This is a genomic window from Mesorhizobium sp. M5C.F.Ca.IN.020.32.2.1, from assembly GCF_004023105.1.
GTDB lineage: Bacteria > Pseudomonadota > Alphaproteobacteria > Rhizobiales > Rhizobiaceae > Mesorhizobium > Mesorhizobium wenxiniae.
In genome coordinates this window covers 1-7,548 of the sequence record NZ_RZSX01000244.1, presented here as the reverse complement: position 1 = coordinate 7,548, position 7,548 = coordinate 1, and the positions used below count along the sequence as shown (strand labels likewise).

7 protein-coding genes are annotated in these 7,548 nt (G+C 64.1%); 4 read left to right on the top strand and 3 right to left on the bottom strand.

Translation table 11 applies throughout. The features are described from left to right. Positions 1 to 411: HdeD family acid-resistance protein (locus EOA86_RS14395; protein ID WP_164891749.1), on the bottom strand; the 411-nt coding region annotated here is incomplete at its 3' end. Positions 412 to 619: 208 nt separating this feature from the next. Between EOA86_RS14395 and EOA86_RS14390 the strand changes: the two genes are divergently transcribed. Beyond that, entirely contained in the window at positions 620 to 1,432 is an 813-nt protein-coding gene (locus EOA86_RS14390) for a MipA/OmpV family protein (protein WP_128342240.1), read from the top strand. 36 nt (positions 1,433 to 1,468) lie between these two features. Here EOA86_RS14390 and EOA86_RS14385 read toward each other — a convergent pair whose 3' ends face one another. Then, entirely contained in the window at positions 1,469 to 1,684 is a 216-nt protein-coding gene (locus tag EOA86_RS14385; protein WP_128342238.1) for a hypothetical protein, read from the bottom strand. 55 nt (positions 1,685 to 1,739) lie between these two features. On the opposite strand from EOA86_RS14385, the gene ileS reads away from it, so the two are divergent. Continuing rightward, positions 1,740 to 4,724 (top strand): isoleucine--tRNA ligase, encoded by a 2,985-nt coding sequence (ileS, locus tag EOA86_RS14380; RefSeq protein WP_128342242.1) that lies wholly within the window; start codon positions 1,740 to 1,742, stop codon positions 4,722 to 4,724. Between the two features lie 188 nt (positions 4,725 to 4,912). Further along, positions 4,913 to 5,590, top strand: a complete 678-nt coding sequence (locus EOA86_RS14375; protein ID WP_128342236.1) for a hypothetical protein — start codon at positions 4,913 to 4,915, stop codon at positions 5,588 to 5,590. A 29-nt stretch (positions 5,591 to 5,619) separates the two neighbouring features. Here the strand turns inward: EOA86_RS14375 and EOA86_RS14370 are convergent, their stop codons facing one another. Next, positions 5,620 to 6,072 carry a nucleoside deaminase gene (locus tag EOA86_RS14370; RefSeq protein WP_128342235.1) on the bottom strand — a complete coding sequence of 151 codons (453 nt, stop codon included), beginning with the start codon at positions 6,070 to 6,072 and terminating at the stop codon, positions 5,620 to 5,622. Positions 6,073 to 6,248: 176 nt separating this feature from the next. Between EOA86_RS14370 and EOA86_RS14365 the strand changes: the two genes are divergently transcribed. Then, positions 6,249 to 7,548 (top strand): pseudouridine synthase (locus tag EOA86_RS14365; protein ID WP_128342233.1); only part of this gene is annotated, 1,300 nt, incomplete at its 3' end.

The following is a 7,548-nucleotide window of genomic DNA, read 5'->3' as shown; positions in this document are numbered from 1 at the left end:
GGCCGCCACCAGCCAGCCCCAGCCTTTTTCCGGTCTGTGCTTGTACCCGACCCAGGCCCTGAGCACGCCAGAGGCGAGAAGGGCGACCGCCAGCAGGAAGGTCAGCACTGCCGACGCCAGCAGCGGATTATAGAAGGCGAAGAACCCGGCGACTGCATAGAGAAGGCCGCTGAGCAGCCAGTAGAAGAACCGGCTCCATGTCTTCACACCGAAGGCATGCATGATCTCGATGATTCCGGCCATCAGCATCAGCCAGCCTACGACATAGACCGAGGCGACCGTGGCGATAAACAGATTGCCGAACGCGATGCCGCCGAGGATCAGCAGCAGCACGCCGAGCCCGACGAACCATCCCCATTTCGCCCGCGTCTGACCAATCGCATCCTTTAAAGCATCGCCTTGCAGGGTCATTGCCGCCATCTCCATCGAGGTCGCCTGGCATCTTGCCGATTTGGAGGGTAGCGCCGAAGGCTTTGCCCGTCCAGCGAGCAGCTTGCACCGGACGCACGCCAAAAAGCGAGGCAGCGTTTCGAATTTAAATCAAAGTTTACTGAACCGGCGCCATGGCTCTTGGCCAGGCCGGTTGTTCCCGCCGGCGTTTCGTGCGTATGGAGTGACGATGCGTTTTGTCAGGGTGTTTCAGCTGGTCTTGGCCAGCTTCGTGCTGTGCGCGCCCGGTGCCGCCGAAGCCGGCGAGGGCGCTTTGGGCTGGCTGTCCGGCGACTGGTATCTGACGGTCGGCGCCACCGGCATGGTCGCGCCGAACTTTGAGGGCGGCAAGAAGTACCTGCTCAGCGCCCAGCCGATCATCTCGCTCGGCAAGGCCGGTCCTGCGGCCCGCTTCACCTCGCGCAACGACAACATTTCGCTGGCGTTGATCGACGAAGGCGGCCTCCGCGCCGGCCTGACCGGAAAATTGCTGTTTTCGCGCGATGATGACGACGCCGACGAGCTGAAAGGCCTCGACCCGGTGCGCTGGGGTGGCGAAGCCGGCGGCTTCTTCGAATTCTATCCTTTTGACTGGTTGCGCGCCCGCGCCGAATTGCGGCGCGGCATTCGCGCCCATAGCGGCTTTGTCGCCGACATCGCCGCCGACGCATTCTATGATGTGACGCCCGACGTCAGAATTTCGGGCGGGCCGCGCGTCTCGTTTGCCTCGTCAGACTATTTCGACGCCTATTACGGCGTCAACGCCGAGGAAGCCGTGGCTTCGGGCCTCAGCCGATACCGTCCGGGCGGCGGCGTGAAGTCGGCGGGCCTCGGCGGCGCGGTGACCTGGAAAGTGACCGAGCCGATGACGGCCAGCCTGTTCGGCGAATATTCACGCCTGATGGGCCCGGCGGCCGATTCCAGCCTGGTCAAGGAGCGCGGCTCCAGAGATCAGTTCATGATCGGCGTATCGACGACCTATCGCTTCGATTTCTCGATGTGAGTGCTTAGCCCGGCACTCGCCTATCGGCCGGATGCATCATGACGTCATTAGCTGCAATGAAGGGACCGAGAGTTCGGGCTTTTCAATATCGCCTGTCTCGGTTAAAAGCCCGGCCATGACGAGCGTTTCGCGCCCTCTCGCGATTGCGATACGAATTACGAGCCCGGTGTTCCGGACGGCTTGAGCGCCGCCGGAGCCGCCGGGAATTTTGCGCGCGGCCTCTCGCGCTTTTTCCAGATCATGATAGTTCAACGCCCGGGCTCTTTTGCCGGGCAATGCATATGGCAGACCAATGACCGATACCCCAATGACCGACACTGTTGAAACGATCGACTATTCCAAAACGCTCTATCTGCCGCGGACGGATTTCCCGATGCGCGCCGGCTTGCCCGAGAAGGAGCCGCTGCTGGTCAAGCGCTGGCAGGACATGGACCTTTACCGCAAGCTGCGCGAAAACGCCGCCGGCCGCGAAAAATACGTGCTACATGACGGCCCGCCCTACGCCAACGGCAACATCCATATCGGCCATGCGCTGAACAAGATCCTCAAGGACGTCATCACCCGCTCGTTCCAGATGCGCGGCTACGACTCGAACTATGTGCCCGGCTGGGATTGCCACGGCCTGCCGATCGAATGGAAAATCGAGGAGCAATACCGCGCCAAGGGCAAGAACAAGGACGAGGTCCCGGTCAATGAGTTCCGCAAGGAATGCCGCGAGTTCGCCGCGCACTGGATCAAGGTGCAGGGCGGCGAGTTCCAGAGGCTCGGTGTCGTCGGCGACTTCGACAATCCCTATACGACGATGGCGTTCCATGCCGAGGCGCGCATCGCCGGCGAACTGTTGAAATTCGCCATGTCGGGCCAGCTCTACCGCGGCTCCAAGCCGGTGATGTGGAGCGTTGTCGAGCGCACCGCACTGGCCGAGGCTGAAGTCGAATACCAGGACTATGAGAGCGACACGATCTGGGCGAAGTTTCCGGTCGTCAGCGTCGCTCGTCAGGTCACCAACGTCGAAGATGGGCAGCCGGCCTTGGATCCAAAACTGACGCAGACGTCACTGGACTTGCTGGAGGCCCATGTCGTCATCTGGACGACCACGCCGTGGACCATACCTGGCAACCGCGCCGTAAACTATTCGCCACGCATCAACTATGGCCTCTACGAGGTCACTGCGGCCGAGAATGCTTTCGGCCCGCAGCCTGGCGAAAGACTGATCTTCGCCGACGCGTTGGCGGACGAGGCTGCGGCCAAAGCCAAAGTGACGATGAATCGCTTCCGTAGCATTTCGGCCGAAGAGCTTGGAAGCCTTACCCTTTCTCATCCCTTCAAAGATTTGAATGGCGGCTACGACTTCCCCGTCCCAATGCTCGCCGGCGACCACGTCACCGACGATGCCGGCACCGGCTTCGTTCACACCTCGCCCAGTCACGGCCGCGAGGACTTCGATGCCTGGACGGACGCTGCATCGGAACTGCGCCAACGCGGCATCGACACGGCGATCCCGTTCCCTGTCGACGACGCCGGCTTCTTCACCAAGGATGCGCCGGGCTTCGGCCCGGACCGCGAGGGCGGTGCCGCCCGCGTGATCGACGACAACGGCAAGAAGGGCAATGCCAATCAGGCGGTCATCGACGAGCTGATCAAGCGCAACGCGCTGTTCGCGCGCGGCCGGCTGAAGCATTCCTATCCGCATTCGTGGCGGTCGAAGAAGCCGATCATCTTCCGCAACACGCCGCAATGGTTCGTCTACATGGATAAGGAGCTCGGCGACGGCACGACGCTGCGCAGCCGTGCCTTGAACGCCATCGGCGACACCCGCTTCGTGCCGGCCGCCGGCCAGAACCGCATCCGCGCCATGATCGAGGAGCGCCCCGACTGGGTGCTGTCGCGCCAGCGCGCCTGGGGCGTGCCGATCGCCGTCTTCGCCGACGCCGACGGCAATGTCCTGCGCGACGAGGCGGTCAACCAGCGCATCATTGACGCCTTCGAGAAGGAAGGCGCCGACGCCTGGTTTGCGGCCGGCGCCAAGGAGCGTTTCCTCGGCAACCACGATGCCTCGAAATGGCAGCAGGTGATGGACATCCTCGACGTCTGGTTCGATTCCGGCTCGACCCATGTCTTCACCCTGGAGGATCGTCCTGACCTGAAATGGCCGGCCGACGTCTATCTCGAAGGCTCCGACCAGCATCGCGGCTGGTTCCACTCCTCGCTGCTTGAAAGCTGCGGCACCAGGGGCAGGGCGCCTTACGACACCGTCGTCACCCATGGTTTCACCATGGACGAGGAGGGGCGCAAGATGTCGAAGTCGCTCGGCAACACCGTGGTGCCGCAGGACGTCATCAAACAGTCGGGCGCCGATATCCTGCGGCTATGGGTGGTGACGACCGACTACTGGGAGGATCAGCGGCTCGGCAAGAACGTCTTGCAGACCAATGTCGACGCCTACCGCAAGCTGCGCAACACCATCCGCTGGATGCTGGGCACGCTTGCCCATGACGATGGCGAGGACGTGCCGCTGGACAAGATGCCGGAGCTGGAGCGGCTGATGCTGCACCGGCTTTCCGAACTCGATGAGGTCGTGCGCGCGGGCTACGACGCCTTCGAGTTCAAGCGCATCACCCGCACGCTGCTCGACTTCATGGTGGTCGAGCTGTCGGCCTTCTATTTCGACATCCGCAAGGACGCGCTCTACTGCGAGGCGCCGTCCAGCGTAAAGCGCAAGGCGTCCGTGCAGGTGGTACGCCATCTGTTCGACTGCCTGGTGAAATGGCTGGCACCGATGCTGCCCTTCACTATGGAGGAGGCTTGGCTCGACCGCCATCCGGACGCCGTCTCGGTGCATCTCGACCAGTTCCCGCCAATCCCGTCCGACTGGAAGAACGAGGCGCTGGCGGAAAAATGGCGCAAGGTGCGGCAGGTCCGCCGTGTCGTCACCGGCGCGCTGGAGATCGCACGTGCCCAGAAGGTCATCGGCTCGTCGCTGGAAGCGGTGCCGGTCGTCATGCTGGACGATGCGGCGCTCGAAGCGGCGATATCAGATGTCGACATGGCCGAAATGGCGATCACCAGCGATCTGGTCATTGCGCATGGCGACGCGCCTTCTGGTGCCTTCACGCTGGACGACGTCAAGGGCGTCGCCGTGGTGGTCGAGAAGGCCGAGGACCGGGGCCTAGTCAAATGCGCGCGCTCATGGCGCTACACGGCCGATGTCGGGCAGAACGAGGAATTCCCCGACGTTTCGGCGCGGGACGCGGCGGTCCTGCATGAATTGAAGGCGCTTGGTCGTATATAAGGCGGTGCACAAATGCCACGGCGGGCGGCTGATCAGCCCCCGCTCGTTGCCCTTAACGAGTGGTTGAGGTAAACACGCGAAACTCCGGCCGACAAATTGTCGCCGGATTTCCGTCGGAAGCATAGGCGATGGGGACCGGGCCTTTGGCCGGTGGCGATCGAGAGGCTGCTAGAGTGGGACTTTTTGCCATGACCGAAAGAACTTGCGCGCGCGTTGCGCTGCTGGCGCCGCTTGTCGTATCCGGCCTGGCCCTGTCCGGCTGCATGGGCTCGCCGACCTACGGGACCGACAAGACCGCCTCCGCCCAGCTTGCCGGCGATCTCACCAGCGCTTTCACAGTCATGCCGAAGAACAAGGAAAAGATCGACTACAAGCCGCGCCCCGAACTGGTGAAGCCGGCGCCGGGTCAGAAGGAACTGCCGCCGCCGCAGGACAGCATCGCGACGGCAAGCGCCGATTGGCCGGAATCGCCCGAGCAACGCCGCGCTCGCCTGCGCGCCGAGGCGACGCTCCATCAGGACGATCCGGACTATCAGGCGCAGATCGTCGATGACGTCCAGACGGATCCGTCGGCGGTCAAGACTGCGATGGCGCAGTCGGCTTCCAGTCATCCGCCGGCCTGGACGCCCGCGGATTCGGACAAGGGCCGCGCCGCCGAGGTCAAGCGCCGCCTCGCCGAAGCCAAGCAGGGTGATCCGAACACCCGCAGATATCTCAGCGAGCCGCCGGTGCAATACCGCGCCGCTGCCGCCACCGCACCAGTGGACGACCTCGGCGAGGACGAATACAAGAAAGAACGCCGCCTCAAGAAGGAAGCGGCCGCCAAGAACAAGAGCGGCGGCATGTTCGACTGGCTGCCGTGGTAAGCTGCCGGCGCCAGGGAAATCCGGCGACGCTACGGTTCGCGTCGCTCTCTGAAAAAATCCTTCAGGAGCAGCGCGGCGTCGTTTTCGGCCATGCCTGGATAGATGTCTGGCACATGGTGGCAGGTCGGTGAGGCGAAGAAGCGCACGCCGTTGATCACGGCGCCGCCCTTCTCGTCGGCGGCGCCGAAATAGAGCCGGCGCAACCTGGCGAAGGAAATGGCGCCGGCGCACATGGCGCAGGGCTCCAGCGTCACATAGAGATCATGGCCGGTGAGCCGCTCGCTCGACAGCTGGCGGCAGGCCTCGCGGATCGCCAGCATCTCGGCATGGGCGGTGGGGTCGGAAAGCTCGCGGGTGCGGTTGCCGGCACTGGCAACGACCATATCGCCGCTGGCGATGACCGCGCCGACCGGCACTTCGCCGCGCAAGGCGGCGGCTTCGGCCTCCTTCAGCGCCAGCGCCATGAAATCCGGCCGCTTCAAGCGGTTTCCATTCCTATTATCTCCTCGCTACTCCGGCGTGATCCTGTTATCTAGCGCATGACCCCGAAAACCGGAATCGGTTTCGGAAGGGATCATGCGCCAAATCAAAGTCCTACAGCGTCCTTTGCGCGTCCGTACGGACGCGCGGCGCTGTAGTACAAACGAGCAAAAGCCACATGGACGACAAAGACAAGAAATTCCCGCGCCAAAAGGGTCCCCGCAAGAACGGCCCGAAACCGTCGGGCCCGCGTGGTCGTGATACCGCTGCCGGCAAGGGCGGTAAGCCGTCCTTCGGCGCGAAAAAGCCGTACGCGCCGCGCGGCGATCGACCGATGGCGGCTGACGGCGAGCGGCCGAAGCGTGACTTCAAAAGCGGCGACCGGCCGATCGGCAAGGGGCCGCGCCCTGAAGGCAAGCCCTATGAAAAGCGTGAGGGGCCGCGCAAGCCATACGCCCCGCGCGGCGACCGCCCGATCGCGGCTGACGGCGAGCGGCCGAAGCGCGACTTCAAAAGTGGCGACCGGCCGTTCGGCAAGGGGCCGCGCCCTGAAGGCAAACCTTATGAAAAGCGCGAGGGGCCTCGAAAACCCTACGCGCCACGCGGTGACCGGCCGGCGGCTGCCGAAGGCGAGCGCAACGAAAGGCGCTTCGACCGTCCCAAGGGAGACTTCAGTGATCGCCCCAAGCGCGATTTTGCCGGTGATCGGCACCAAGGGGCATCGGCCGGCGGCTTCAAGCCTCGCCCGCGTCCCGCCGAAGCGACGGAAGAGGCTGGTGAGCGCATTGCCAAGCGGCTGGCCCGCGCCGGCCTTGCCTCGCGCCGCGATGCCGAGGAGCTGATCGCGGCCGGCCGCGTCAAGGTCAATGGAAGGGTGCTGTCCTCGCCCGCCTTCAATGTTATGCCTGGCGACATCATCCATCTCGACGGCATGGAGATCCCGCCGATCGAGCGCACCCGGCTGTTCCTGTTCCACAAGCCGGCCGGCGTCGTCACCACCAACCGTGATCCCGAGGGCCGCAAGACCGTCTTCGACGTGCTGCCGGCCGAGCTGCCGCGGCTGATGACTATCGGCCGGCTCGACATCAACACCGAAGGCCTGCTGCTGCTCACCAATGATGGCGGACTGGCGCGCGTGCTCGAACTGCCGGCGACTGGCTGGCTCAGGCGCTACCGCGTGCGCGTCCACGGCAAGGTCGAGGAAAGTGCGCTCGCCGGCTTGCGCGAAGGCATTGCCGTTGACGGCGTCTTTTATGGCGCCATCGAGGCGACGCTCGACCGCGAGCAAGGCACCAACGCCTGGCTGACGCTCGGCCTGCGCGAAGGCAAGAACCGCGAAGTCAGGAACATACTGGGCTCGCTTGGCCTCGACGTGACGCGACTGATCCGCATTTCCTACGGACCGTTCCAGCTCGACGACCTGCCGGAGGGCCATGTGCTGGAGATCAAGGGCCGGGTGCTGCGCGACCAGCTTGGCG